Annotated in this window: 20 protein-coding genes; 13 read left to right on the top strand and 7 right to left on the bottom strand. The window is 59.1% G+C overall.

Translation table 11 applies throughout. The features are described 5' to 3' along the window. Positions 1 to 146 precede the first annotated feature (146 nt). The 5 genes from AKG12_RS09650 (at position 147) to gyrB (ending at position 5,475) form a co-directional block, all read left to right on the top strand. Entirely contained in the window at positions 147 to 845 is a 699-nt protein-coding gene (locus tag AKG12_RS09650; protein ID WP_046799709.1) for a Tim44/TimA family putative adaptor protein, read from the top strand. After that, a complete protein-coding gene (gene mltA / locus AKG12_RS09645; protein ID WP_052818639.1) occupies positions 842 to 1,954 on the top strand; it encodes a murein transglycosylase A in 1,113 nt (370 codons plus the stop codon). Before AKG12_RS09650 ends, mltA begins: the two co-directional genes overlap by 4 nt. After that, on the top strand, positions 1,951 to 2,520 hold the full coding sequence (locus AKG12_RS09640) for a Smr/MutS family protein (RefSeq protein WP_052818638.1): 570 nt from the start codon (positions 1,951 to 1,953) through the stop codon (positions 2,518 to 2,520). The genes mltA and AKG12_RS09640 overlap by 4 nt, the downstream gene beginning before the upstream one ends. Then, on the top strand, positions 2,517 to 2,882 hold the full coding sequence (locus AKG12_RS09635; protein WP_046799712.1) for a helix-turn-helix domain-containing protein: 366 nt from the start codon (positions 2,517 to 2,519) through the stop codon (positions 2,880 to 2,882). Before AKG12_RS09640 ends, AKG12_RS09635 begins: the two co-directional genes overlap by 4 nt. Positions 2,883 to 3,039: 157 nt before the next feature. Beyond that, entirely contained in the window at positions 3,040 to 5,475 is a 2,436-nt protein-coding gene (gene gyrB / locus AKG12_RS09630; protein ID WP_052818637.1) for a DNA topoisomerase (ATP-hydrolyzing) subunit B, read from the top strand. 103 nt (positions 5,476 to 5,578) lie between these two features. Here the strand turns inward: gyrB and AKG12_RS09625 are convergent, their stop codons facing one another. Further along, positions 5,579 to 6,181 (bottom strand): nitroreductase family protein, encoded by a 603-nt coding sequence (locus AKG12_RS09625; RefSeq protein ID WP_052818636.1) that lies wholly within the window; start codon positions 6,179 to 6,181, stop codon positions 5,579 to 5,581. 128 nt (positions 6,182 to 6,309) lie between these two features. Here AKG12_RS09625 and AKG12_RS09620 point away from each other — a divergent pair, with 128 nt between their 5' ends. The 8 genes from AKG12_RS09620 to AKG12_RS09585 all read left to right on the top strand — a co-directional run bounded on the left by AKG12_RS09620 (position 6,310) and on the right by AKG12_RS09585 (position 14,563). After that, positions 6,310 to 7,152 carry a fumarylacetoacetate hydrolase family protein gene (locus AKG12_RS09620; RefSeq protein WP_046799715.1) on the top strand — a complete coding sequence of 281 codons (843 nt, stop codon included), beginning with the start codon at positions 6,310 to 6,312 and terminating at the stop codon, positions 7,150 to 7,152. A gap of 126 nt (positions 7,153 to 7,278) precedes the next feature. Continuing rightward, complete coding sequence (locus AKG12_RS09615) at positions 7,279 to 8,511, top strand: polyhydroxyalkanoate depolymerase (protein ID WP_082178782.1); 1,233 nt, start codon at positions 7,279 to 7,281, stop codon at positions 8,509 to 8,511. A 69-nt stretch (positions 8,512 to 8,580) separates the two neighbouring features. After that, the gene (locus tag AKG12_RS09610) at positions 8,581 to 9,348 is read left to right on the top strand and encodes a M48 family metallopeptidase (protein WP_052818635.1); all 768 of its coding nucleotides are present in this window, start codon (positions 8,581 to 8,583) and stop codon (positions 9,346 to 9,348) included. 99 nt (positions 9,349 to 9,447) lie between these two features. After that, entirely contained in the window at positions 9,448 to 10,110 is a 663-nt protein-coding gene (locus AKG12_RS09605; protein WP_052818634.1) for a phosphoribosylanthranilate isomerase, read from the top strand. A gap of 1 nt (position 10,111) precedes the next feature. After that, the gene (gene trpB / locus AKG12_RS09600; RefSeq protein WP_046799719.1) at positions 10,112 to 11,332 is read left to right on the top strand and encodes a tryptophan synthase subunit beta; all 1,221 of its coding nucleotides are present in this window, start codon (positions 10,112 to 10,114) and stop codon (positions 11,330 to 11,332) included. A 4-nt stretch (positions 11,333 to 11,336) separates the two neighbouring features. After that, complete coding sequence (gene trpA / locus AKG12_RS09595) at positions 11,337 to 12,176, top strand: tryptophan synthase subunit alpha (RefSeq protein WP_046799768.1); 840 nt, start codon at positions 11,337 to 11,339, stop codon at positions 12,174 to 12,176. Between the two features lie 26 nt (positions 12,177 to 12,202). Then, positions 12,203 to 13,099, top strand: coding sequence for an acetyl-CoA carboxylase, carboxyltransferase subunit beta (gene accD, locus AKG12_RS09590; RefSeq protein WP_046799720.1), 897 nt, complete (start codon positions 12,203 to 12,205; stop codon positions 13,097 to 13,099). Positions 13,100 to 13,183: 84 nt separating this feature from the next. After that, positions 13,184 to 14,563 carry a bifunctional folylpolyglutamate synthase/dihydrofolate synthase gene (locus AKG12_RS09585; RefSeq protein WP_170979845.1) on the top strand — a complete coding sequence of 460 codons (1,380 nt, stop codon included), beginning with the start codon at positions 13,184 to 13,186 and terminating at the stop codon, positions 14,561 to 14,563. A 46-nt stretch (positions 14,564 to 14,609) separates the two neighbouring features. Here AKG12_RS09585 and trxA read toward each other — a convergent pair whose 3' ends face one another. The 6 genes from trxA to AKG12_RS09555 form a co-directional block, all read right to left on the bottom strand. Then, positions 14,610 to 14,930 (bottom strand): thioredoxin, encoded by a 321-nt coding sequence (trxA, locus tag AKG12_RS09580; protein WP_052818633.1) that lies wholly within the window; start codon positions 14,928 to 14,930, stop codon positions 14,610 to 14,612. A 77-nt stretch (positions 14,931 to 15,007) separates the two neighbouring features. Beyond that, positions 15,008 to 18,565, bottom strand: a complete 3,558-nt coding sequence (gene addA, locus AKG12_RS09575) for a double-strand break repair helicase AddA (RefSeq protein ID WP_052818632.1) — start codon at positions 18,563 to 18,565, stop codon at positions 15,008 to 15,010. Continuing rightward, positions 18,555 to 21,740: a double-strand break repair protein AddB gene (gene addB / locus AKG12_RS09570; protein WP_052818631.1), complete on the bottom strand. Its 3,186-nt coding sequence runs from the start codon at positions 21,738 to 21,740 to the stop codon at positions 18,555 to 18,557. The genes addA and addB overlap by 11 nt, the downstream gene beginning before the upstream one ends. Further along, positions 21,737 to 22,474 carry a nucleotidyltransferase family protein gene (locus AKG12_RS09565; protein WP_052818630.1) on the bottom strand — a complete coding sequence of 246 codons (738 nt, stop codon included), beginning with the start codon at positions 22,472 to 22,474 and terminating at the stop codon, positions 21,737 to 21,739. The genes addB and AKG12_RS09565 overlap by 4 nt, the downstream gene beginning before the upstream one ends. 16 nt (positions 22,475 to 22,490) lie before the next feature. Next, complete coding sequence (tsaE, locus tag AKG12_RS09560) at positions 22,491 to 24,002, bottom strand: tRNA (adenosine(37)-N6)-threonylcarbamoyltransferase complex ATPase subunit type 1 TsaE (protein WP_052818629.1); 1,512 nt, start codon at positions 24,000 to 24,002, stop codon at positions 22,491 to 22,493. Further along, positions 23,999 to 26,584, bottom strand: a complete 2,586-nt coding sequence (locus AKG12_RS09555) for a sensor histidine kinase (RefSeq protein WP_052818628.1) — start codon at positions 26,582 to 26,584, stop codon at positions 23,999 to 24,001. The genes tsaE and AKG12_RS09555 overlap by 4 nt, the downstream gene beginning before the upstream one ends. Positions 26,585 to 26,735: the final 151 nt, after the last annotated feature.

The raw sequence follows: 26,735 nt of genomic DNA, 5'->3' as shown, positions 1-26,735 counted from the left end.
CTTGCGTGTGCATCTCTGGCAGATTGCTGGTTTCCGGAACATCGATGCCGGGACACCAATGATTGAATCTGCACATTTGAATGATGATAAGATGCAGACTATATGATGGTGTGGTTTTCGAATTTAAATGGCGGTTTTGGTAAAAGATGGGCTTTAGCGACTTTATCACATTGTTTTTTCTCGTTGCGGCGGTGCTGATATTCCTTCAGTTGCGCAGTGTTCTCGGCCGCCGGACGGGCAATGAGAAACCGCCATTCGATCCCTATAGCCCGCGCGATGTCGCCAAAGGCCCCGTCACGGACGATAACAAGGTCGTGACCCTGCCGAAACGCGGTGAGGCCGAGGATGAAAATCCCTTTGCCGAGGCGGATGCTCTGGCGCCTGTGGATTCTTCCCTGAATGCCTCCCTGCGCGAGGTAATGACCAAGGACCCGACGTTCCGGCCCAAGGAATTCCTGAATGGTGCTCGCATGGCCTATGAAATGATTGTCATGGGTTTTGCCGATGGCGACCGAAATACCCTCAAGAATCTCTTGTCGAAAGAGGTCTTCGAAGGCTTTGAGGCGGCGATCTCCGAACGTGAAAGCCGCGGCGAAGTCGTTAAATCCACTTTCGTGGGTATCGAGAAAGCCGATATCACCCAGGCCGGCATTCGTGATTCCGAGGTGCAGATCACGCTGAGGATCGTCAGCCAGCTTATTTCGGCAACCTATGACAAGGACGGCAAGCTGGTGGATGGCGACCCGGACGCGGTTGCGGAAGTGGACGATATCTGGACCTTCTCGCGTGACATGCGCTCGCGCGATCCGAACTGGAAGCTGATCGCCACCGAATCCGAGCAATGACCGCGTCCTTTTCGATCGAGGAAGTTTCTTTCCAAAACCTGCCCGGCTGGCGGGAAGACGATCCGGGCAAGCTTTTTCCGGTGATGCGGACGGTTCTGTCGCATCTTCGGAATGCAAAGCCTTATAAGAGCGGTGCGCTGGGGCTGACCGCTGCTGAGCTGGTTTCTCTTCTGGAAATGGCCGATGAGGAGGATGGGGTTAGTCCGGAACAGGCCCGCCGCTTCTTCGAGACAAATTGTGTACCCTTTAAAATTTCTCCAACTGGAGGAAAAAGCGGTTTTGTAACCGCCTTCTATGAACCCGAGCTGGAAGTATCATCCGTTCGTGATGATGTCTGGTGTCACCCGATCTATCGCAGACCGCCGGAGCTGGTGGATATAGACGACGACAATCGTCCCTCCGGTTTCGATCCGTCCTATGCTTTCGGAAAAGCGGAAGAGGACGGTATTTCCTATTTTCCCGATCGGCGGGCGATCGATGAGGGATATCTGGCGGGCAGGGGTCTTGAGATCGCCTGGGCGAAATCGAAGGTCGACCTGTTTTTCGTCCACGTGCAGGGTGCGGCCCGTTTGGTATTTCCGGATGGAACAATAAAACGCATGACTTATGCGGCCAAGGCCGGGCATCCGTTTTCGCCGATCGGCCGACTGCTTCTGGATCGCGGAGAGCTCGATCCGAAGACGATCTCGATGCAGACGATCCGCAAGTGGCTTGCCGATCACCCGGATGAGGTCGATGAGGTGCTGTGGCACAACCGCTCCTTCATTTTTTTCCGCGAGGCGGATGTCGTCGATCAGGACATGGGGCCAATTGCCGCCGCCAAGGTGCCGCTGGTTGCCGGGCGGGCACTTGCCGTGGACAGGCTTATCCATACTTTCGGTTTTCCCTTTTTTATCCATGCGCCGACCCTGACGCATCTGGATGATGGAAAACCCTTTGCCCGGCTGATGTTGGCGCTCGATACGGGTTCGGCTATCGTCGGCCCGGCGCGGGGCGATATTTTCACCGGCTCGGGTTTCGAGGCAGGAGAGCTTGCCGGCACGGTGCGCAATGAGGCCGATTTTTATATACTGATGCCGCGCAGTGCTGCGGAAAGGTATCGGCGATGAAAGGCAGCAGAAAGCTTGGCAAGGAAGAACGCATTCTGTGGGGCAAGGTCGCAAGAACCGCGCGGCCTATCTCCGGCAGGCTGGAGGATTTGCTGGCTTTCGACGACATAGAAGAGGCTCCGACGGAGCCCATTGTCCCGCAAACCGGCAACAGCCTTTTTCCGCGCATGCTTGCGGAACCGGTCGATGTGTCGCCGGCAACGCTGGACAAGAAGCCGAAAATTCATCAGCCGATGGAAAAGCCGGTCAAACGCAAACTAACCCGTGGCCGGTTGCCCCTGGAAGGGCGTATCGATCTGCATGGCATGTTTCAGAGTGAAGCCCATGCGGTGCTCTTGGATTTTCTATTGCGCGCGCATGAACGGGGTCTCAGGCACGTGCTCGTCATCACCGGAAAGGGGCGCTCGATCGGCAGCGACGGTGCGCTGAAAAGAGCGGTGCCCATGTGGTTTTCCAAACCGGAATATCGCCACCTGATTTCGTCCTACGAGGACGCATCCGCCAATCATGGCGGCGACGGCGCACTCTATGTGCGGCTGGCGCGCCGGCGGGGCGAAAAATCATGACACCGTTTGCTGAGGCCGTACGGCAGCTTCGCGAACGCAAGGGCGTGACGCAAAAGCAGATGGCTGCGGCAATCGGTGTTTCGCCCGCCTATCTCTCGGCGCTTGAGCATGGCAAACGCGGTAAGCCGAGCTTCGATCTTCTCCAGCGCATCGCCGGATATTTCAACATCATCTGGGACGAGGCGGAGGAATTGTTCTTTCTGGCCGGTTCGTCCGACCCCAAGGTGGTGATCGATACGGTCGGTCTTGCGCCGCAATATACGGCTTTCGCCAATCGCCTGGCGCGGGATATTCGCAAGCTGTCGCCGAGTGTGATAGAGGAACTGTCAGCGGTGCTGCAAAAAAGCCGTTCTTGCGATTGAAACCCCCTCTATCCCCTGCTTTATGCAGCATCCTGAAGCATGCGGCCTTTGGGATTGGGTGTAGAATTTCTATAGTCGCATGTCGGATTTGAGTGATTCGCTGGCTTCAGGCCTTCTCACTGGAAAACCTGGCCAGGAAACTTTGGAAAGAGTACTTATGACCGAAACATCGTCAAGCGAAGTCGGCGTTAACACGGAATACGGAGCCGATTCGATCAAGGTCCTCAAGGGTCTTGATGCCGTGCGCAAGCGGCCCGGCATGTATATCGGCGATACCGACGACGGTTCGGGCCTGCACCACATGGTCTACGAAGTGGTCGACAACGCCATCGACGAGGCGCTCGCGGGCCATGCCGATCTGGTGACGGTGACGCTGAACGCCGACGGGTCGGTGACGGTGACGGATAACGGCCGCGGCATTCCGACCGATATCCACTCTTCCGAAGGTGTTTCCGCCGCTGAAGTCATCATGACCCAGCTGCACGCGGGCGGTAAATTCGACCAGAACTCCTACAAGGTATCGGGTGGTCTGCATGGCGTGGGCGTCTCGGTGGTCAATGCGCTGTCCGTCTGGCTGAAGCTCAGAATCCGCCGTAACGGCAAGCTGCACGAAATTGGCTTCACCCATGGCGTAGCCGATGCACCGCTCTCCGTGATTGGCGAATATGAAGGCCGCTCCGGCACGGAAGTTACCTTCCTTGCAAGCCCCGAAACCTTCACCATGACGGACTATGATTACGGCACGCTGGAGCACCGTCTGCGCGAACTGGCGTTCTTGAACTCCGGTGTCCGCATTCTGCTCACCGACAAGCGCCACTCGGACGTCAAGCAGCAGGAATTGCTGTATGACGGCGGACTTGAGGCCTTCGTCCGTTATCTGGACCGCGCCAAGAAACCGCTGGTGGATAAGCCTGTTGCCATTCATGGCGAGAAGGACGGCATCACCGTCGAGGTCGCACTGTGGTGGAACGACAGCTACCACGAGAATGTGCTCTGCTTCACCAACAACATTCCCCAGCGCGATGGCGGCACCCATATGGCCGGTTTCCGCGCGGCGCTCACCCGTCAGGTCACCTCCTATGCCGATACGTCAGGCATCATGAAAAGAGAAAAGGTGAGCTTGCAGGGCGAAGACTGCCGCGAAGGCCTGACGGCCATTCTCTCGGTCAAGGTTCCTGACCCCAAGTTCTCCTCGCAGACGAAGGACAAGCTCGTTTCGTCCGAAGTTCGTCCGGTCGTGGAAAGCCTCGTCAACGAAGCGCTCTCCACCTGGCTGGAAGAGCACCCTTCGGAAGCGAAGATCCTCGTCGGCAAGGTGGTGGAAGCGGCCGTCGCCCGTGAAGCCGCCCGCAAGGCGCGCGAACTGACGCGTCGCAAGGGTGCGCTCGATATTGCTTCTCTGCCCGGCAAACTTGCCGACTGCTCCGAGCGCGATCCGGCCAAATCCGAACTCTTTCTCGTTGAGGGCGACTCCGCCGGCGGTTCCGCCAAGCAGGGCCGCTCGCGTGAAACGCAGGCCATCCTGCCGCTTCGCGGTAAGATCCTCAACGTTGAGCGCGCCCGTTTCGACAAGATGTTGTCCAGCCAGGAAATCGGGACGCTGATTACCGCGCTCGGCACATCGATCGGCAAGGACGAATTCAACGCCGACAAGCTGCGTTACCACAAGATCATCATCATGACGGATGCTGACGTCGACGGCGCCCACATCCGTACCCTGCTGTTGACCTTTTTCTTCCGCCAGATGCCGGAACTGATCGAGCGCGGCCATCTCTATATCGCCCAGCCGCCGCTTTATAAGGTGACACGCGGCAAATCCGTGCAGTACCTCAAGGATGAGAAGGCGCTGGAAGAATACCTCATTTCCATGGGTCTTGAGGAAGCATCGCTGACCCTCGGCACCGGTGAGGTTCGCGTCGGCGCCGATCTTCGCGAAGTCATTCTCGATGCGCTGCGCATGCGTTCGCTGATCGATGGTCTGCATTCCCGCTACAGCCGTTCAATCGTCGAACAGGCTGCCATTGCCGGTGCGCTTAACCCGGAGCTTTCGGCCGATGCGGCCCGTGCTCAGGAAACCGTTGCCGAAGTGGCCCGCCGTCTGGACATGATTGCGGAAGAAACCGAACGCGGCTGGTCCGGCACGGTGCTGGAGGATGGCGGTCTGCGTTTCGAGCGCATGGTGCGCGGCGTCAAGGAGGTCTCGACGCTGGATATGGGACTGCTCGGTTCGGCCGATGCCCGCCATATCGATCAGCTCACAGCCCGCACCCGTGAAATCTACGCCACGCCACCGGTCCTGCAACGCAAGGATGGCACCATGGAACTGGCAGGACCACGTGCGCTTCTGGATGCGATTTTCGCCGCCGGTCGCAAGGGTCTTTCCATGCAGCGTTATAAGGGGCTCGGCGAGATGAATGCTGAGCAGCTGTGGGAAACGACGCTCGACGCCAATGTCCGCTCGCTGCTGCAGGTAAAGGTCAACGATGCGACCGATGCCGACGGCCTGTTTGCCCGCCTGATGGGTGACGAGGTGGAACCGCGCCGCGACTTCATCCAGGAAAACGCGCTCAGCGTCGCCAACCTCGACATTTAATCCTGTGGAGCGTCTCGCGTAACGATTCACGTGAAACGAAACTTTAACAAAAGGCCCGGCGATCGATAATCGCCGGGCCTTTTGTTCTCTGAATTGCCTGGTATCAATCGGCCTTGCCGGTGAAGCGCCCTTCGAAAGCCACCTCCGCAAGCGGCAGGCGCTTGCTCGGCACTTCCCTTTCCGCCAGATCGTCCGGAAGGACGGAACTGTCGGTTAGCGTACCGATGGCAATCCCGGCTTCCACCTTGTAGCCTTCAGGAATATCCAGCGCTTCAACGATCCTGTCCTTCAGGATGCCACCCATGCCGTGGGCATGATAACCGAGCAGATGCGCCTGCATCGCGAGTGAAAACCATGCAGCACCAGCATCGAAGGAATGGGTCGCTGAAGGTTTTTTCTCGCCTTCGCGGGAGATATTATAGTCCCGCGAAACGACGAACAGCAGCACCGAGGCATTTTTTGCCCAGCGCTGGTTTCCCTCCATCAGCAGTTCCACGAAGAGCGGCCAGTCTTCGCTGTCCTTATGGGCATAGACAAATCGCCATGGCTGCAGGTTGGATGCCGAGGGCGCCCAGTGGGCCGCATCCAGAATGGTCAGCAGGTGTTCCTGCGATATGGCGCTGCCATCAAAGGCGCGCGGAGACCAGCGGTCGAGGAAGAGGGGATCGACGGGATATTCAGATTGCCGGGAGTTGCTGTTCGTCACGGGCCGTGTCCTTTTGATTGACGGGAAGGAAAAGGTATTTTTCAAAACTTGGCGCAGTCAAGGGGTGACAAGGATGAATGCATCGTTCATATATGCATCATCTTGTCTGACAACCGGGAGAGAGTTCCATGAAATTGATGCGCGTTGGCCAGCCCGGCCAGGAAAAGCCTGCCATTCTCGACGCGGAAGGAAAAGTCCGCGATCTGTCCGCCCACGTGAAGGATATCGGCGGCGACGCCATCTCGCCCGAAGGCCTCAAGAAGATTGCCGCCATTGATCTCGGCACGCTTCCGGTTCTGAGCGAGGAGCGTATCGGCGCCTGCGTTGCGGGAACCGGGAAGTTCATCTGCATCGGCCTCAATTTCTCCGACCATGCTGCCGAGACAGGTGCGACCGTACCGCCGGAGCCTGTCATTTTCATGAAGGCGACCTCGGCCATCGTCGGTCCGAACGATGACGTCACCATTCCGCGCGGTTCCGAAAAGACCGACTGGGAAGTCGAGCTTGGTGTCGTCATCGGCAAGACCGCCAAATATGTCTCCGAAGCGGATGCCCTCGACTACGTCGCCGGTTATTGCGTTTCCCACGATGTTTCCGAGCGCGCCTTCCAGACGGAGCGTGCCGGGCAGTGGACCAAGGGTAAGTCCTGCGACACCTTCGGCCCCATCGGCCCCTGGCTGGTGACGAAGGACGAAGTCGCGGATCCGCAGAACCTCGGCATGTGGCTGAAGGTGAATGGCCAGACCATGCAGGATGGCTCCAGCAAGACCATGGTTTACGGCGTCGCCCATGTGGTTTCCTATCTCAGCCAGTTCATGTCGCTGCATCCCGGCGACGTCATCTCCACTGGCACGCCCCCCGGCGTTGGCATGGGTCAGAAGCCGCCACGTTATCTGAAGGCTGGCGATGTCGTGGAACTCGGCATTGAAGCCCTCGGTTCCCAGAAGCAGACTTTCGTTGCCGACATCTGATTGCCGTCGGGCATTCAACTGAAATTGAGGCGTCGGCGGGAAACTGCCGGCGCCTTCGATTTTGTGCACATGCGAAAAGCTGCTATGGTCAAAAAAAGAGCTTGATCCGCGAGGGAGGCGTCATCAGTGTTCTACCATCTTTATGAAATGAACCATGCGGCCATGATGCCGCTGCGTGCCGGTGCCGATATGATGCGCCAGGCCTGCAACAATCCACTCAACCCGCTTTCCAGCACTGCCTTCGGGCGAAGCCTCGATGCCGGTTTCGAGGTGTTCGAGCGCCTGACCCGCCGTTACGTAAAGCCCGAATTTGGTCTTGGCAGCACGACTATTGATGGTCAGAGCGTCACTGTCGCGGAAGAGATCGTATGGTCGCGTCCGTTCTGCAATCTCGTTCATTTCAGAAGAGAACTCGATGCAGCCCGCCAGTCCGATCAGAAGGTGCTGCTGGTTGCGCCCATGTCCGGTCACTATGCCACCCTGCTGCGCGGGACGGTAGAGGCCCTGTTGCCCTCCGCGGATATCTACATCACCGATTGGACCGATGCCCGCACGGTGCCCGTGAGTGAGGGGACTTTCGATCTCGACGATTACATCAGCTATGTCATTGAAATGTTGCGGCAGATTGGTCCGGGCGCGCATGTAGTCGCCGTGTGTCAGCCATCCGTGCCGGTTCTGGCCGCCGTTTCCCTGATGGAAGCGGATGAAGATCGTTTCGCGCCGGCATCCATGACGCTGATGGGCGGGCCAATCGATACGCGCATCAATCCCACCGCCGTCAATGGTCTCGCCAAGGCCAAGCCGATTGAATGGTTCCGCGACAACGTCGTCATGCAGGTGCCGTGGCCGCAGCCGGCCTTTGGCAGAAATGTCTATCCCGGCTTCCTGCAACTGTCCGGTTTCATGTCCATGAACCTCGACAAGCACATGACGGCACACAAGGATTTTTACCTCAACCTCGTCAAGAATGATGGTGATTCCGCCGAAAAACACCGCGAATTTTACGATGAATATCTGGCCGTCATGGATTTGACGGCGGAGTTCTATCTACAGACGGTGGAAACGGTCTTCATTGACCATGCGCTTCCTAAGGGAAATATGCAGCACCGGGGCAGGGCGGTTGATCCTGCCGCAATTCGCAATGTCGCATTGTTCACTGTGGAAGGTGAAAATGATGATATCTCCGGCGTCGGCCAGACAAAGGCCGCCCATGATCTTTGCCGGAACATCCCCGATGAAAAACGCGCCCACTACATGCAACCCGATGTCGGCCACTACGGCGTGTTCAACGGTTCGCGGTTCCGCAAGGAAATCGTGCCACGCATGCTGGATTTCATCCGCAAACAACAGACCGCATAGGGGTGAGACGGCAGGCGGTGACGCGCATTTGCATGGCCAAACCGGCGGCGAATCGGCTATGAACAGCGCATGTTTTCGCTCTTCGGAAAATCCGTGAAATCGCCAGCGGCCAAAAAGGCCGCACCCAGCCAGCGCACTGTCGCCGTGGCGGGCAGACAGGTGCCGATCACGGTAAGGGAAAACCCGCGCGCCACCCGCATCACCCTGCGTATTGAACCCGGTGGCCGGGCACTGAAGCTGACGATCCCGATGGGACTTCACCATGGCCAGGTTGATGATTTTCTCGAAAGGCATCAAGGCTGGCTGGAAGGCAAGCTTCTGAAATTCAACCCGGATGACGGTCTGCGTCCCGGCGCGACCATCGATATTCGCGGCATACCCCACCGCATAGACCATACCGGCAGCCTGCGCGGCTTGACCCATTTTTCTAAAGACGCGGACGGCGCGGCCATTCTGAAAGTCAGCGGCGCGCCGGAACATCTGAGACGGCGGATCGCAACTTTCCTGAAAAAAGAAGCGAAGGCCGATCTGGAAAGACTGGTTGCGGTTCATGCGCGTGCGGCCGGCCGGCCGGTGCGTTCCATCAGCATGAAGGATACCCGCAGCCGCTGGGGCTCCTGTTCCCATGATGGCAACCTGAGTTTCTCCTGGCGCATTGTCATGGCTCCGGAAAAGGTCATCGATTATCTCGCCGCCCATGAGGTCGCGCATCTCAGGGAAATGAACCACGGCCCGAAATTCTGGGCTCTATGTGAAAAGCTTTGCCCGCATACGGAAGAAGCCAAGGGTTGGCTGAAACGCCATGGCTCTAAACTCCACGCCATCGATTTCGATTGAAACCGGAGACGCGGATCGCCATCTGGATTCACGTGAAACATTCCATAGACGAATGCGATTTGGCTCGACTCTCGTCGCATTTCATGTCAGGTCGCGGGTATGAAACCGGATATCAAGATTTGCGGATTGAAGACACCGGAAGCGCTGGAGCGCGCCGTCAGGCGCGGTGCGTCCCATGTCGGTTTTATCTTCTTTGAAAAAAGCCCGCGCAACATTGAGCCCGATATCGCTGCCAGGCTAGCGGACGACGTCCGTGGCGCCGCCAAGGTTGTTGCCGTCACCGTCAATGCTGATAATGATTATCTCGATGAGATCGTCGATCTCGTAAAACCGGATATCCTGCAATTGCACGGCAGCGAAAGCCCGGAGCGACTGCTGAATATCAAGGCGCTATATGGCCTGCCTGTCATGAAGGCCATTTCCATTCGTGATGCCGCTGATCTTGCCAAAATCGACCCTTATATCGGCATCGCCGACCGTTTCCTGCTGGATGCCAAGGCGCCTGCCGGCTCTGACCTGCCGGGCGGCAACGGTGTTTCCTTCGACTGGACCATCCTTCGCTCTCTTGACGGAAGTATTGATTACATGCTTTCCGGAGGGCTGAACAAGGACAATGTCGCTGAAGCTCTGGCGGAGACCAGGGCGAGCGGATTAGATTTATCGTCCGGTGTCGAAAGCGCACCGGGCGTCAAGGATCTGGCCATGATCGACGCATTTTTTGATGTGGTGAATGATTGGTCTAAAGGCCCAAAGGGAGCTTGAAGTGAACGACGCGCCAACACCCAATTCTTTCCGCGCTGGTCCCGATGAGGACGGCCGTTTCGGCATTTACGGAGGTCGCTTCGTTGCCGAAACGCTGATGCCGCTCATTCTGGATTTGCAGGCGGAATGGGACAAGGCCAAGGACGATCCCGAATTTCAGGCGCAACTGAAATATCTCGGCGCCCATTACACCGGTCGTCCGAGCCCGCTTTATTTCGCGGAGCGCCTGACCGCGGAACTCGGCGGCGCGAAGATCTATTTCAAGCGCGAAGAGCTGAACCACACCGGCTCGCATAAGATCAACAATTGTCTCGGCCAGATCCTGCTTGCCAAGCGCATGGGCAAGACCCGCATCATCGCCGAAACCGGTGCCGGCCAGCACGGGGTTGCCTCAGCCACCGTTGCCGCACGTTTCGGCCTGCCTTGCGTCGTTTACATGGGCGCGACCGATGTCGCACGTCAGGCCCCGAACGTGTTCCGCATGAAGCTCCTCGGTGCCGAAGTGAAGCCGGTGACGGCTGGCCACGGCACCCTGAAGGACGCCATGAACGAGGCGCTGCGCGACTGGGTCACCAATGTCGACGATACCTATTATCTGATCGGCACCGCCGCCGGCCCGCATCCCTATCCGGAAATGGTCCGTGATTTCCAGGCTGTCATCGGCGAGGAAGCCAAGGCGCAGATGCTGGAGGCGGAAGGCCGCCTGCCGGATCTGGTCGTGGCGGCTGTCGGCGGCGGCTCGAATGCCATCGGCATTTTCCACCCGTTCCTCGATGACAAGAATGTCCGCATCGTCGGCGTCGAAGCGGGTGGCAAGGGCCTTTCAGGCGACGAGCATTGCGCTTCCATCACCGCCGGGTCGCCCGGTGTTCTGCACGGCAACCGGACCTATCTGCTTCAGGACGAGGACGGCCAGATCAAGGAAGGCCACTCCATTTCCGCCGGTCTCGATTATCCCGGCATCGGCCCTGAACATTCCTGGCTGAATGATATTGGCCGTGTCGAATATGTGCCGATCATGGACCATGAAGCGCTGGACGCCTTCCAGATGCTGACCCGCCTTGAAGGCATCATTCCGGCACTGGAGCCGAGCCACGCATTGGCTGAGGTCATCAAGCGCGCGCCGAAGATGGGCAAGGATGAGATCATCCTGATGAACCTGTCCGGTCGCGGCGACAAGGATGTCCACACCGTCAGCAAGTTCCTTGGAATGGATGTATAAGACCATGACCGCACGTATGGACAAGCGCTTCGCCGATCTGCGCGCTGAAAATCGCCCGGCCCTGATCACCTATTTCATGGGTGGTGACCCGGATTTCGCAACCTCGCTTGGCATCATGAAGGCGTTGCCGGAGGCAGGGGCCGATATTATCGAGCTTGGCATGCCGTTTTCCGATCCCATGGCGGACGGCCCTGCTATCCAGCTGGCCGGACAACGTGCACTCAAAGGCGGCCAGACGCTGAAAACCACGCTCGATCTCGCCCGCGAATTCCGCAGGCAAGACGATGCGACCCCGATCGTGATGATGGGATATTACAATCCGATCTATATTTACGGCGTCGACAGGTTTCTGGAAGATGCGCTGGCAGCCGGCGTCGATGGTCTGATCGTGGTCGATCTGCCGCCGGAAATGGATGACGAGCTTTGCGTTCCGGCTCTTGAGCGGGGTGTGAATTTCATCCGTCTCGCCACGCCGACCACGGATGGCAAGCGTCTGCCTGCCGTTCTTAAAAATACCTCAGGTTTCGTTTATTATGTCTCGATGAACGGTATTACCGGTTCCGCGCTGCCCGATCCCTCGTTGATCTCGGGCGCGGTCGGTCGTATCAAGGCGCATACGGAACTGCCGGTTTGTGTCGGTTTTGGTGTCAAGACGGCCGATCATGCGAAAGCGATCGGTGCTGTGGCGGATGGTGTGGTGGTCGGTTCGGCCATCGTCAACCAGATTGCCGGCAGCCTGACCAAGGACGGGCAGGCGACCGCAGATACCGTGCCGGCCGTCACGACGCTGGTAAAGGGACTTTCAACGGGCGTGCGTGCGTCGCGCCTTGCCGCTGCGGAATAAGCGCGGCTCAGTCAAGGAGTAATTGATTGAACTGGATCACCAATTACGTTCGGCCCCGGATCAATTCCATGCTTGGCCGCCGTCCGGAGGTTCCGGAGAACCTGTGGATCAAGTGCCCGGAAACGGGCGAGATGGTCTTCCACAAGGATCTCGAGGATAACAAGTGGGTTATCCCGGCCTCGGGTTATCACATGAAGATGCCGGCAAAGGCGCGTCTCGTCGATCTTTTCGATGGCGGTGTCTATGAGGCTCTGCCGCAGCCGAAGGTGGCGCAGGACCCATTGAAGTTCCGCGATTCCAAGAAATACACCGATCGCCTGCGTGACAGCCGCACGAAGACCGAGCAGGAAGATACGATCCTTGCCGGCGTCGGCCTCCTGAAAGGCCTGAAGATCGTTGCCGTCGTGCATGAATTCCAGTTCATGGGGGGCTCTCTGGGCATTGCTGCCGGCGAAGCCATCGTCAAGGCATTCGAGCGCGCCATTTCCGAGCGTTGCCCGCTCGTCATGTTCCCGGCCTCCGGTGGGGCCCGCATGCAGGAAGGCATTCTTTCGTTGATGCAGCTGCCGCGTACGACCGTTGCAGTGAACATGCTGAAAGAAGCCGGCATGCCCTACATCGTGGTTCTGACGAACCCGACGACCGGCGGCGTGACCGCTTCCTATGCCATGCTGGGCGATGTTCATATCGCCGAGCCGGGTGCGGAAATCTGCTTCGCCGGCAAGCGTGTGATCGAGCAGACCATTCGCGAAAAGCTGCCGGAAGGTTTCCAGACATCGGAATATCTTCTGGAGCACGGCATGGTCGACATGGTGATCGACCGTCGCGAAATCCCGGATACGCTGGCCAATTTGCTTAAGATCATGACCAAGGCGCCTGCTGACAACGCAAACGCTGTCGTACCGCTTGCCGCTTCAGCCTGAGCAAAAATATGTCGCCCGAAGGCCTGAACGGCCTTCGGGATGATGCTATACGTTGCATGATTTCATCTTTGGTGCGGCGGACAAATGGCAAGCAAAACGCCTGAAAGGCGAACAGAAGACATGACGAAGCCCGCGATCAGTGAGGCCGAGAAGATCATTGAAGAGCTGATGCAGCTCCACCCCAAGGGGTTCGATCTTTCACTCGACAGAATTTCCCGTCTTCTCGAAAAACTCGGAAATCCCCAGAAGAGGATGCCGCCCGTTATTCATGTGGCAGGCACGAACGGCAAGGGTTCGGTCACGGCCTTTTGTCGTGCTTTACTGGAGGCCGCAGGTCTTTCCGTCCACGTCCATACCTCTCCGCATCTCGTGAACTGGCATGAACGGTATCGCATCGGCGTTACCGGCAATAAGGGCCAGTATGTCGAGGACGAGGTCTTTGCGGATGCGCTACGCCGTATTGAAGCTGCCAATGGCGGCCAGATGATAACGGTTTTCGAAATTCTGACCGCCGCAATGTTCGTACTCTTTGCGGAACAGCCCGCTGATGCCGCCGTCGTCGAGGTTGGTCTGGGCGGCCGCTTTGATGCGACCAATGTAATCAACAATCCTGCCGTGTCGGTCATCATGCCGATCTCGCTGGACCACCAGGCCTATCTCGGTGACCGCGTCGAGTTGATCGCCGCCGAAAAGGCCGGGATCATGAAGTCGGGTTCCCCCGTCGTCATCGGCCATCAGGAATATGATGCGGCTCTGGAAACGCTCGTCGCCACGGCGGAGCGGCTCGGCTGCCCGGTGGCAGTCTACGGGCAGGATTTTTCCGCCCATGAAGAATTCGGCCGCATGGTCTATCAGGATGAATACGGCCTGACCGATGCGCCGCTGCCGCGGCTTCCCGGCCGCCACCAGCTTGCCAATGCCGCCGCCGCGATCCGTGCCGTCAAGGCCGCCGGTTTTGAGGTAACGGAGCGGATGATCGAAAAGGCCATGACGTCAGTGGAGTGGCCCGGCCGTCTTCAGCGCATCCTGACCGGCAAAATCGCTGAAATGGCTCCGAAGGATTCGGAAATCTGGGTCGATGGCGGTCACAACCCCGGTGCGGGTGAAGTCATTGCCGAGGCGATGGCGGGGTTCGAGGAGAAGACACCACGGCCGCTGTTCATCATCGCCGGTATGATCAATACCAAGGATCCGGTGGGCTATTTCAAGGCTTTCGCCGATATTGCCGAATATGTCTTCACCGTGCCGATCGGCGGCACGGATGCGGCGATTGATCCTGTCGTGCTCGCCCATGCGGCCTTCGATGCCGGGCTGGTCGCGGCACCGACCTCGTCTCTTACCGAGGCGCTGGATGAGCTTTCCCGCCGCTTTGATCCGGATGGGCCACCGCCGCGCATCCTGATCGGCGGATCGCTTTATCTTGCCGGAAATGCGCTTGCATTGAACGGCACGGTTCCCCAATAAAAAAGCCCGGCAGTGATGCCGGGCTTTTTTCATTCCAAAAAATGGCTTATGCGGCGCCGGAAATCCAGGCGGAAAGCGCTGTCTTGGGTGCAGCACCTACCTTGATATCGGCCACTTCGCCGCCCTTGAAAATGGCGAGCGTCGGGATCGAGCGAACGCCGAACTTGGCGGCCAGTTCCGGGTTTTCATCGATGTTGAGCTTTGCAACCTTGACCTTGCCGGCAAGCTCAGATGCAATTTCTTCAAGGCTCGGCGCGATCATCTTGCACGGGCCGCACCATTCGGCCCAGAAATCCACCACAACGGGTTCGGCGGATTCGAGGACTTCGGACTGGAAGTTGGCGGCGTCGACTTTTACGGTAGCCATATTTGGCTCTCCTTTCAGCTAAACTTTTCCGCTATCGATGTGATGCGGGCGCGTCGGAATTTCAATGCCCCGGTATCTCACTTTGTCTTTATTGCGGCAAGAGCCTCTCTCATCGCATCATCGCCAACCGTCACAAAACTGGCATTTTCCGTATAGATCAGCGCGCAGACAAATTCCTTGCCGGGATAAAGCGGTGCCAGAATTTCCCGATAGATGGCAAGCTGCGCTACGTGGGAATAGGGGATCTCACGTGCTTCACGTGGAGGAACGCGGTTCGTTTTGAAATCCACGAGGATGACGCGGTCGCCATTCACCGCCAGCCGGTCGATACGGCCCGACACCGCATATTGCTGTCGGCCGATCGTCATCGTGCCCATGATCGATATTTCCGCACGGCTGTTGGCGGAAAAGGCCGGTTGCACCACCCGTTCGGACAGAACCCGCAAGACCGCCCGTATCAGATACTCGCGCTCGTCGGGAGGCCAGAAACGGGCTGCCCGTTCAGCATAACGCCGCGCCGCAGCTTCCCGTTCACTCTCGGCAAAATCGGGCAGGGCCTGCAGCATGCGATGCACCAGTCGGCCCCGTTGCAACGCCAGAGAGGAGACATCGGCTTTTTCGCCAAACAGCGGTGAACGCACGGCAAGATCGTCCGCGCCGTCATCGATGATGGTGCCCGCACCGGAAGGGCTTAGCGGTCTGGGCAGAGAGGGCAGGGCCGGCAAGGGGGCAAGAAGTCCCGCCGGAAGAGTGTAATCTTCATCTCGCTGCGGTTCTGGCACAGTCTGCGGGGCAGGTGTCGAGCGAGCTTCGGACTTGCGCCAGACAAGCCCCTGCCATTCCTCGCCATCGGCTACGAACTGCTGCGGCTGACAGTGATCCTGATTATCGGCAAGCGCCGCCTTGACGATGGCGTGCCAGCATTCCGGGTTTTCTTTCTGGCCACGATAACCGCAAACGACCAGATGATCGGCGGCGCGGGTCATCGCCACATACAGCAGCCGTCGATATTCGTCTTCCGCGGCCGTCTTCAGGCGCTCCTCATCCGAGCGAATGAGATGATTGGAAAAGCCGCTGCCGGGCAGCCAGACCGGGACGGCGTCCCCATCCGCTTCGATGAAGCGCAGTTTCGGCACATGGCTGTGGTTGAAGGCTTTCGAACCACCATCGACGACAAACACGACCGGCGCTTCGAGGCCCTTGGAGGCATGTACGGTCATGATCCGTACTTCGCCACGATCCTTGTCCTGCTCGCGCTTCACTTCAGGCGAATCAGTCTCCAGAACGGACAGAAAAGCCTGCAGGCCGGGCAGGCCTGTCCTTTCGTGGTCCAGCGCAAAGGACAGGAACTCGTCCAGAACATCGCTCGCTTCGTTACCGAGCCGGCCGAGGAATTTTTTGCGCCCATCATGCAGCGTCAGAACCGCCGCGAAGAAATCATGCACGGTGGCCGTTTTCGAAAGCGCGATGAAACCGCCCAGCTTACCGACAACGGGGGAAAGGTGACTGTTTTCTTCCCGCGAAAGGACCTGTAACCTTTGCCATACGCTCTCCGTCTCCGATCGCGTCGCGGCGATCTCGAAGACATCATCTTCCGTCAGGTTGAAGAGCGGGCTCTTCAACAGCGCGGCAAGCGAAAGATCATCCTCCGGCAGCACCACGAAACGGCCGAGCGCCAGAAGGTCCTGCACGGCAATGTGGTCGGTCAGGCGAAGGCGGTCCGCACCGGCAACGGGAATATTCTTGCGCCGTTTCAGCTCGCGGGTCAGCGCATTGACGAAGGCGTGGCGTTTTCTGACCAGCACCAGAATGTCGCCCGGCTCGACAGCACGCTCGACGCCCTTTTCAATGATGGTCTCGCTTCCGATCATCTCGGCGATGCGTGCGGCGATCCTTCGGGCGACGATTGTGGCCGGAGCGCTTTCCCGCAGCGCATCGAAGGGCGCTGTCCAATCCTCTTCATCTTCGGCGGTTTCCGGTGCCACCATGTCCCAAACTTCCACGGTGCCAGGATGGCCGGCGCGGTTGGATCGGTGTTCCACCGGCTCGTTATCGGCGCTAAGACCGCTGGCGTTATTCGGATCTGAAAAGACCTGATCGACGGCGGCCAGCACATCCTCCGTGGACCGGAAGGACAGCGGCAGGCGGATGCGGTGAAACGCCTGCTCCACGGAATCCACGCGCCTTTTGGTCTCTTCGCGCTCCTGCGAAAACCGTTCCGGCCGCGCGCCCTGGAAGGAATAGATCGACTGTTTTTCATCGCCCACGGCAAACAGCGTGCGCCGCCCCATGCGGGCGCTCTCGCCCGTGAAGAAATCCGCAGCTAGCGACTGGATGATCGACCATTGTACCGGGCTGGTATCCTGCGCCTCGTCGACGAGAATATGGTCGATACCCTGATCCAGCTTGTAATGCACCCAGGCGCCGGCCGTATCGCGGTTGAGGAGGTTGGCCGCGCGCTCGATCAGGTCTTCGAAATCGAGCTGGCTTCGCTGTTTTTTCAGGTCTTCGAAATCACCGATCAGCCTCTCTGCCAGAACAAGGGCGCATTTTGTCGCCGCCAGCATCCGCACCAGACGATATCGGTTGCGGCAGGAGACAACATGGTCCCGCGCCAGCGTCAGCGCATCGACAAGATCAGGGGCGGATTTCTGCATCCCCTTGTTGATGACATAGGCATCCGATTTTTTCTCCCCCTTGGCCGTCAGCAGCGCGGCCTCGATGAACTCCATACGCCGCACCGGGTCCGACTGCCGTTTCGCTTCCCGCAGCGCATAAGCAACATCGATGACGCGCGATCCGCCCACCTCATCGGCAAGCGTCAGATAGGTGTCAAGCGCGAGCCCGGAAAGACCGGGCAGGGGCCAGAAGGCCGCCGCCGCCGTTTCCTCGGTTTCCTCATGATCGATCTGCATCGCCTGCCGCAAACGGGCATCGATGCCGCCGGATTGTTTTGCCTCGAGCAGAAAGGCGCGAAGGGCGCTGCGATTGGCGATGATGGCGGAGAGCAGAGATTCCAGCCCGCTTTCGTCGGCAAGATCGAGCACATAGGCAAGCGCCTGCGCCAGTTCCGTGTCGCCTCCTGTCGAAACCGCCGTCAGAAGAGAGCGGCGGGCTTCGGCCAGCAGGGTCGTGGCGGCGCGGTCATCGAGAACCGAGAAATGGCCGGCGACATTGGCTTCCAGTGGAAACTGATGCAGCAGGGCCTCGCAGAATGCGTGGATGGTCTGAATTTTCAGCCCGCCCGGCGTTTCCAGCGCCTTGGCGAATAGCCGCCGCGCTTCAGCAAGCTTTATGCGATCTGGCGCTTTGCCTTCGATAGCGGTGATGCGATCCCTAAGATCGGAATCCGGCAAAGTAGCCCATTCCGCCAGCCGGTCGAAGACACGGCTGGACATTTCAGACGCGGCAGCCTTGGTATAGGTGAGGCACAAAATCGCCGAGGGGCGGCATCCGGCCAGAAGCAGGCGGATGACGCGCTGGGTCAGCACATGGGTCTTGCCGGAGCCGGCATTGGCTGACACCCATGCGGAACTGGACGGATCAGAGGCAAGCCGCTGCCGGGCGCTGGTCCAGTCGATCCAGCTTTCCGGCGTGTCGGCGGCGGGGCCGTGATCGACAGGATCAATCGTCATCGCCGTCTCCTGGTTCCGCCGTTGACCATTCCGAAACACGGGCGAGGTGGTCATATTCCCCGCCATAGGATTGTTGCTCTTCCGGCACCAGCCGCGAGGCGAAACCGTTCTCGCCTTCGCGCAGCGAGCGCACAAATTTGGCGAGCTGCTCGATCGATTCCGTTGCCAGTTCAATAGCCGATTTCGGCGGTCTTTTGCCGCTGCGGCTGGAATGTTCGTTATTGACCTGGTCGGCAAAAAAACGATCGCCCGGCCGCAGGCGCACATAGATAAGGTTTTCCGGTGTTGGCGATCCGGCTTCGCGGAAGGCCCCGCGCATCAGCGCCGCCGCTTCCAGCGCCAGCTGTGGGTCAAGCAGCGCGCGCGCCTGATTGACGGATGGCGCAAGCCCGGTCTTGTAGTCGATAATATCCGCGTGACCGTTCGACTTGATGTCGATGCGGTCGGCAATTCCGGTCAGTCTTATACCCGCCTCGGCGATTTCCTGCCCGGCGCGTGCCTCGAAAAAACTACGGCGAATGGATGGGTGCCGGTCCTTTTCCCAGTCGATGAAGGCGCGTGCCACCGCCGCAAAACGTGGCCGCCAGATGACATCCACATGCGGCGGCAGGTTTTCCGCGTCGAAACATTCGTCCAGAATGCGCTGCATGGCCTCGAGCGAAGCCGGCGTGCCGGGGATGTGTCCCTCACGCGAATAGCGCTCGATGATCGCGTGATAGAGCGTGCCGCGATCGGCGGCGCTTGGATCGCGATTGAAGGGCTCGAGCGGGTCGAGCTTCAGGATACGCCGCGCATAGATCGAATAGGGATCGCGCCGTAACCGCCCCACTTCGCTGAAGGAATAACGGGTTGGCTGCAGATCAGCCGGCGGCCTGGGGGCAGGGCGCTTTGCCGCATCCTGATCGATGCTTTCATCCATCAGACCGGCCCAATGCCGATAGGTCTCGCCGCGCTTCTTCAGCTCTCCGGCGAAATCCTCACCACCCAGTGCCAGCAATCGTTGCAGCCATCGAGAAGCGACAGCAGGGGTGGAGCCCTGCCTCAGCGCCCGGGTGTAAAAGATCTGCCGGGTGCCGTTCGCCATCTCAAAGTCATGCGCCAGCTGGCCGATGCGCCGTTCCGGCGGCTCCAGTCCGATCGCTGTCTTCATGGTTCGGGACAAGAATGGGTTATTCGCCGTCTGGCCCGGCCAGAGGCCTTCATTGAGGCCGCCAATCACAACTGTATCGACGCTTTGCAGCCGCGCTTCGAGCGCACCGAAGATAAAGATGCGCGGATGACGCATGGATCGCGGCTTGATCGATTCTCCGGCAACCAGCGCCGCAAATATGTCAGCCCATTGTGGCCCATCCGCATCGAGGATTTCGCCGCTTTCCATCAATTCGCCGAACAGGCCGGAAAGCGTGTCACCAGCTTCGCCGGACCAGAGCGCAGCAAGATCATTGTTTTCATCCGCACAGATCGCTTCGATCACGCGGCCTGTCCGCTCCGCCCAATGGGAGAGCGGCAGTTTGTCGGTAAAGGCCCGGCCGGATCGATCGCGACGGACGAAGGCAGAGCCAAGCGGCTCGGTTGCAACGGCGATCCGCTGCGCCAGATCGCGCGCTGCTTCAAGGCTTCCTTCCGGCAATGCCAGCCGCCAGGCAGGTGGGTGCCGATCATCGCGCTGCGCCAGCAGCTGTGCCTCCAGAACCGCTTCCAGATTACCGATTTCGGTTTCGACGCGGCCGCCACGCAGTGCTATGAGTTCCAGCGCTTTCGAGGCTTGTGTGAAAGCTGCCTCGGAAAGCCCGAAACGGGAGAGTGGATGCTTTAGGAGTGAAATGATCGGCACCGGGTCTCCGGGCCTCAGGATCGCTTCCAGCACCAGTTGCGTCAGTCCGGCCTGCGGTGTGGCAGAAAGTGGCGTACCCGCCGAATCGTCGGCCTCTATGCCAAAGCGCTGCAGTTCCGTCGCCACCCGCCGCGCCAATCCGCGGTCGGGTGTTATCAGTGCTGCCTGCGAAGGACGTCCGGCACCCGGAGCTTCCAGCGCCAGCCTGAGCGCCACCGCGATGGCGGTTGCCTCTTCGCGCTCGTTGGCGGCTTCTATCAGTGTGGCCGCTGCAAAAGCCTCATCGAAGAAACCGGGGTCCCTGTCTTCGCGCCACCGGCTCCAGTCGCTGGTGGACTTGGCCGGCGCCAGCGCCGCCGAAAATACGGCCGCGCGTTTTTCAAGATCGCTATCAATGGCTCCGATCTGATCCACGTCGTCGCGTAGGATGCCGAGCTTCTGCAGCAGCATATAGAGCCCGTATTGCGAATGGGTGCGGCTCGAAGGGTCGGTCGGGTCCTCGGCAATTGCCTCCCATTGCTCCTCTGACATGGCAAGATCAAGCCCCGGAAGCACGACGACGCCCTGCGGCAAGTCGGCAACGGCGGCGATGAGGTCGGCTGCGGCCGGAATGGAGCCCGTAGACCCGGCCACGATGATCGGTCCGGTATCCGGCAAATTGGCAAGCCGGTTTGCCTCGGCCCGTAAGATGCCGTTTCGATGCCGGCCGGCCGAGGAGCGGTTGAGTTCAGCAAGGCGCGCGGGCCAGAAGACGCTGGCGATCTTCAGGAAATCCGCCGTCAGCTGCCACCATTGCGCATGTTCGCCGGTATCGAGATGCTGAAGCGCTTCCCAATCCTTTTCTTCCGTATCCATGGCATCAATCACCTCGCCAAGCGCACGCGCCAGCCATATGGCGTCCGCAGGGCTGGCGGGGGCGACGAGCGGCGAATCCGAATGGATCGCCCGGATGGCGTCCGGCAGGCTGTTGCGCCAGGCCAGAATAAGACGCGCCAGTTCGATCAGCCGGCCGGTGCCGGAAATCGGTGGCGCGAGATCCATGATCTCAGGATTTTCGATCTCGAAGAAGCCGCTATCATCGTCCGTTTCGCCAAGCGGCCGGATCAGCGGCAGAATGGCGGATCGGCCGCCCAGAAGATCAACGAATTCGGAGCGCAGCACGCGGGCCGAGCGCCGCGTCGGCACATAGATCGTCACCTTGGCCAGTGAAAGCGGATCGGCAGGATCGTATCTATAGCTGGCTGTCAGTGTCCCGTCACACAGCGTTTCCGCGAGCGTTTTGAGGAACGGTGTTCCCGCAGCGATCGTCAGGACGCGCTTTTCGGGGCGGGACGTCGTCATGCCGAGCGTTTTTCCCTGAATTGCCGGATGATGTTTTCTGCGTCTTCTATCGCATCGGGCGTGCCGACGGTGATCCAGTGTCCGTCAAGCGAAATCCCGGAAAGCCGGTCTTTTTTAATGGCGCGGTCGAAATAGATGTTGAGGTTGAAGGCATCCGCCGGCGCATCATCAAGCAGGCGCGAATCCATGGCGATGGCGCCGGCATAAACCACCGGGTTTGGGTCGCCATCGCAATACCGCGCCAATTTACCGTCGTCAGAAAGGTTGAAATCCCTTTTGCCGTTATGACCGGTGGTACGATCCATATCGACACAGAGCAGGGCCATATCCATGCGCTCCGGATCGAAGAATTGCGCAAGCTTGCGCAGGTTGCTGACCGCATTCAATTGCTCGCCGATCCAGAATAGATCGGCATTCATGACGAAGACCGGGCCGGGTTCCAGAAGCTTCAGACCCTTGGCAAGCCCGCCGCCGGAATTCATCAGCTGCGCCCGCTCGTCGGAGATCAGAATTTTGGCGTCGGAGCGGTGCTCCAGATGGGCGATCATCTGGTCCGCATGGTGATGCACATTGACAACGATCGTCTCCGCCCCGGCTTCCACAAGGGCGTCGAGCGCATAGTCGATCATCGGCTTGCCGGCGATCTTGACGAGCGGCTTCGGGATCGTATCCGTGATCGGGCGCATCCGCGTGCCAAGCCCCGCGGCCAGCACCATCGCGTTTTTGATCGTCATCGTCGTCAACCGTCTTTCAGTCGTTGAATTCCATGCCCATACCGACACACCAGTCTCGAAGAGGCTCAAGTTCCGGATGCGAAAGCGCCGCGGCAAGATAGCGGAACGTCCTCGGCATATGTTTCATATAACCGGGTTTTCGATCCCGTTCCAACAGCCTCACCCAGATACCGGCAAGCTTGCAGTTGCGCTGCGCCGACATGATGGCAAAAGCCTTGAGGAAAGCGGCCTCATCAAATGAAGGCGTGTTTCTTCTGCTATCGAGATAATGCGAAAGCAGATGCGCCTGCAGTTCGGGTTCGATGGTAACCCGGGCATCCTGCACGATGGAGGCGAGATCATAGGCGATCGGGCCGATCATCGCGTCCTGAAAATCGATCAGGCCGACCTGTCGAATGCCGCTATTCTGCGCCTGCCAGAGAAGGTTGGGTGAATGGAAATCGCGTAGCAGGAGCCCCGTTTCACAATCAGCGAGTGAGTCGATCAGACTATCCCACAGGGCGTAATAGTCGCTCTTCTCGCTATCGGTGAGCGGCTTGCCGCGTTTGTGAGGAAGATACCATTCCGCCAGCAGCGAGACTTCGATTTTCATCGCCTGGCGATCGAAGGGGGGAACCTTGTAGGTGCTGCCGTCAATCACCGGCAGCAGGTCGGGTCGCGGGGTCTGATGAAGGGCTGCGAGGCAGGCGACGCTCTGCAGATAACGTTCTTCTATCGGCGTTCCGTCCGGCGCAAGCACCCCGTCGCGCCCCAGATCCTCCAGCAGGAGAATGCCCTGATCAATATCCGCTGCCAGAAGCTCTGGCGCGCAAAAGCCGCCATCTCGCAGATACTCGCCGACTGCCACGAAGGAGCGCGCATCCTGGGCAAGATGGGCGATTTCGGCATAGGTCTTGCCATCAGCCACGATCGCACCTCTCATGGGGCGTCGCCAGTCCATCAGGATAAGGTCAGGGCCGTCAGTGGAAATGGCCTCATAGGCGCGTGTTGAAGCGTCACCGCTCAGAAAACGCCGGGCCGCATCGCCTCTGCCATTTCTTGTGAGGAACGTGCGAATGGCGAAAACCCGTTCAAGCCGTGCTTTCAGCTTTGCCGGAGCTTCGATGGAGGCCAGCCGTCCCTCGCCGGAATGCGTCAGCCGAAGCGTGACGGTCTGCTCCGGTGGCAAAACCTCGGTGGCGATATCCGGCCATTCGATCAGGCAGACGCCGTCCTCCAGCATCTCGTCGATGCCGAGCTCCTCCAGTTCGGAGACATCCGAAAGCCGGTAAAGATCGAGATGGGCAACCGGAATGCGAGTGGAATAGGTCTGGATGATCGTGAAGGTCGGGCTTGGAACCTCGAGATCCGGCTCATCCGCCATCGCGCGGATGAAGGCGCGGGCAAGTGTGGATTTACCGGCGCCGAGATCACCGATCAGCGCCAGACAATCGCCGGGTTTCAATGCCAGCGCGAGGTCTTCACCGAGCCTGATGGTATCTTTTTCTCCCTCAAGGGAAATAGTGATCGGCAAGATGTCTTCGCTCATTCTGCGGCGATGGAATGCGGGCGCGTGCCGGAAGGAATGCGGCAGGTGACAATGGTGCCATTGCCGGGGCGGCTATCGATTTTGACCGTGCCATGATGGAGGCTGACAAAACTCTCGACAATGGAGAGGCCAAGCCCCGCGCCGGTCCGCCGCCCGCCATTGCCGCGTGTCGCAAAGCGGTCGAATACGGTCTTCAGCATGTCTTCTGGAATACCCGGGCCCTTATCCGCCACCGAGAACAGGAAGTCGCCCTCGCTGCGCTGGCACGACAGTTCAACTGCGGAGCCTTCCGGCGCAAAGTTGATTGCATTGGTCAGGAGCTTGATGAGGATCTGCTTCAGGCGCTGGTGATCGGCCACCAGACTGCCAAGATGAGCCGGCGCGACGATTTCAAGCGAAATGCCGCTCTCCTGCAGGCGATCGGCGATCTGCACAGAAACGTCTTCAAGCAATTCGTTCAGATCATTGTCTGAATAATTCAGCTGCATGATGCCGGCATCGACGGTCGCAAGATCGAGAATATCGTTGACGATGGTCAAAAGCACCGAGGACGAGGTGGAAATATGGTCGAGATATTCCGCCTGTCGGTCCGTCAATTGGCCGATGCCGGGCGTCTTCAGGAGGTCGGTGAAACCGATAATATTCGTCAGCGGCGAGCGCAATTCGTAGGAAACATGCTGAACGAAATCGTTCTTCAGCTCGTCGGCCTTCAGAAGCGCGTCGTTCTTTTCCTTGAGCGCCCTTTCCGCCCGCACGCTGTCGGTCATGTTGACGAAGGTCAGCATGGTCTGCGCATCCGGCAGCGGAATGATCGCGAAATCGAGTACGAGACCGGAGAGCAGTTCGAGCGTACCCTGTTTGGACGGGCGCTCATCGTCAAAACTGGTAATGAACTGGCTAAAGGCGCGCCAGCCATCCGGTCTGTCATAGGATTGTGCGCAGGCGGTTTCGATGGCACGGATGTGGGTGCCTGTTTCCGCCTGCTCGGAAGTTACACCCCAGAGCGCCCGGAATGCCGGGTTGGAGAGGCGAATGCGGCCATCCGCACCGAACACGGCCACACCTTCAGCCAGATGGTCGATGGTTTCACCCTGCACCTTCACCAGCGTGTTGTAGCGCATCTGCAGGTCGACCTGTTCGGTCAGGTTTTCAAAAACCCAGGTCGCGCCTCCCTGCGGATGGGCGGTCGCGATGACCCGCAGCGTCTGCCCATTCGGCAGGTGCCAGAGATCGGTTTTGGTATCGAGCGAACGGTAAACGGCGAGGGCCGTCTCCTTCCAGTTTTTCCAGTTCAGCTGTTCGGGCAATTTGCCGGCGGTGCGCAGCCTGTCGAGAAGCTCGGAATTATCAGGACCGGATTCGAGGAAAACCAGATCGAGACCCCAAAGGGTCGCAAAAGCCTGATTGTAGAATTGCAGCCGCTGCCGGCCGTCGAAGATGGCGACGGGCGTCGCCAGATGATCCAGCGTTTCGGCATGGCTCTTGAGAACCCGCTTGAGTTCTTCGCTGATTGTTTCCGTTTCGGTGGCATCGATGGCGATACCGGCCGAACCCGCCGCGGTCTTGATATCGACAACGTCGAAGAAGGTGCGGTTGCCAGAGACCACAGTCGAAATGCGGTCATGATAGGGTGATTCCGGCGTCGCGGCCGCGCGTATCTTCTGCCGGGTAACGGTGTTCAACAGCTCGCGTTTTTCAAGAACGGCCTGATCGGCATCGCGCGCATCCACGGCCTGCGCATAGGCATGGTTGACCCAGGTTAGCTCGCCTTCGCCATTGCGGCGCCAGACGGGCTGTTCGATGGAATCCAGAAGGTCCTGAAACGTCGAGACCGAGGCGATCAGACGCTCGCGCTCCACCTGCAATTCAGCAAGTTCGGCGCGCAGATTATTAAGCGCGACGAAACGTGCAAATGCATTGCCGCCGGAGACCCGGCCTTGAACTTCAATGACTTCGCCGCGCTGCGTCTCGATGGTCAGGTCGAAACTCTGCGCGTGGCTGCGAAGTTTTTCGAGGGATTTTTCAAGCTGGCTCGCAGAGGACGGTTTCAGCCAGCGCCCGAAGGCCAGAAAATCATGATCCGCTTGCGGCGCGCCGGTCTCCACGGGTAATTGCCCCAGAAATTCGGGCCGCTTGTCAGCGCCATCCCAGATAACGATGCGCCGGCCCTTATCGGAAATCAGCGCCTCGTATTTGGCGATCTTGTGATGGGTTTCGGCAAGCGCCTTGCGGTATTCACTGCTTTCCGACTCGATATTGCCGCGCTGGCGCACCAGCCAGACGACGGAAAACAGCGTCGCCGAAAGCATGCCGACAAAGAGCGAATAGGTGATTGTTTCGCCAGAGGAGAACAGCCGCGCACCGGTCTTGGCAACAAGGCCATCCTGCGCCAGCGCGACACTTGCCGAACCTGCAAGGATCGTCCCCGACATCAGCAAGGGAAGCCGTGAAAAGCCTGTCCGGACCGCGCTGATCGCCAGCCGGCAATGCGCCAGAACCTGCGCGCTCAATGCCACGCCAGCTTGCGTGTTTTCAACGCGTTGAACTGTCTGCTCGCGCAGATCCGAATTGTGAACCGTCATCCCCGGTCTGTCTCCGTCCTATGTGCCGCATCTTCGACAAGACATCCCATTTCGTCCCCGCCGCCCTTTGGCGTGTCCGAATCAAGTCTGATGACAATACCGCCTTCATAAATCTGCGGAAAGGGAGCGCGCAAAAAAGATGCCGCGCACT

The organism is Agrobacterium sp. SUL3 (genome assembly GCF_001263295.1).
In the GTDB taxonomy this organism is placed as follows: domain Bacteria; phylum Pseudomonadota; class Alphaproteobacteria; order Rhizobiales; family Rhizobiaceae; genus Agrobacterium; species Agrobacterium tomkonis.
The sequence above is the reverse complement of the archived record's forward strand: the minus strand, read 5'-3'. Positions and strand labels throughout refer to the sequence as shown.